This is a genomic window from Coprococcus sp. LG101-27 (genome assembly GCF_027695515.1).
GTDB classification, from domain to species: domain Bacteria; phylum Bacillota; class Clostridia; order Lachnospirales; family Lachnospiraceae; genus Allocoprococcus; species Allocoprococcus comes.
Genome location: NZ_JAQEUJ010000018.1, coordinates 1 through 1,075, shown reverse-complemented (window position 1 = coordinate 1,075; position 1,075 = coordinate 1). Strand labels below are relative to the sequence as shown.

Annotated in this window: 1 protein-coding gene; it reads left to right on the top strand. The window is 34.5% G+C overall.

Features of this window, described 5'->3' with window-relative positions:
• Positions 1-1,075: RrF2 family transcriptional regulator (locus tag PG766_RS12065; protein ID WP_270590872.1), on the top strand; the 1,075-nt coding region annotated here is incomplete at both ends.

The following is a 1,075-nucleotide window of genomic DNA, read 5'->3' as shown; positions in this document are numbered from 1 at the left end:
ACTAAGTGTTCCATCCAGTTATATTCCAAAAATAACAAAAAAATTAAAACAAGCAGGAATCATAAAAGCCTGTGAAGGGATAAAGGGTGGATATCAGATTGCAAAACAGCCAGAGAATATATCTTTAAGGGATGTGATATCGTGTACAGAATCCACCATGGCAATTAGCAGGTGCCTGGAAAAAGAGGGAGGTTGCTCCAAAAATTATATAGCCTGCTGTAAAGTACATCAGATTCTGCTGGATCTGCAAAATATATACAATAACCGCTTGGAAAGCGTAAAGATATCAGACATTATCCGTCCTGGTAAGGATGAATATCTTGGAAAATTTTATGTGATTATAAAAGTTAATCTGAGAGAAAAAGATTATGAATGTATTTATTCTCATAATCATGATGTCTATGAACAAGTAAAAACAGCAGAATCATATGATGACTTTATAAAAAAATATGCGGAAAAATATATTTGTGAAGCAGACTGGGTAAATGTCCAGAAATGTCTTGCAGGTGAGAATTTAACAGAACATCTTGTAGATGGATGTGTGGAAGAAGAAATTTTCTATCGCGGAATCATCGAAAATAACGGTACATCGTATGTATGGATGAAAGCTAGTAAGTATGTGGATGTAAAGGAAAATACAGCAATTATTACATTTCATAATACAAAAGTGATTCCGAATACGATTGTAACAATGGAACAGGAGCTAAGAAAAAAAGAACAGGATGTTTGTATGGAACTCGAAAATGCGACTATTAACTTACAGGATGGATTTTTGAGTGAATTTGCACAGGATGAAGAAAAAAAGACGTATCAGAGAGATATTATCCAAAATATTCTGAATGGATTACTGAGTTCGAAAGAAATGACTGAAGCGGCAGCACAGCTCGGAATGAAAGAAAGCGATACTTACAGGGTTGTTGATTTTCATACCATCACAAAAAATGTACAAAGAAAATATACAAAAGAACAGCTTCACGAAGTAGGTGTTATCGAGGGTGAATTGATGAATCTTTTGCCGGATGCGCTTATTTACAGAAATATGGATCAGATTGTTATGATTCAACAGGTAGATTCC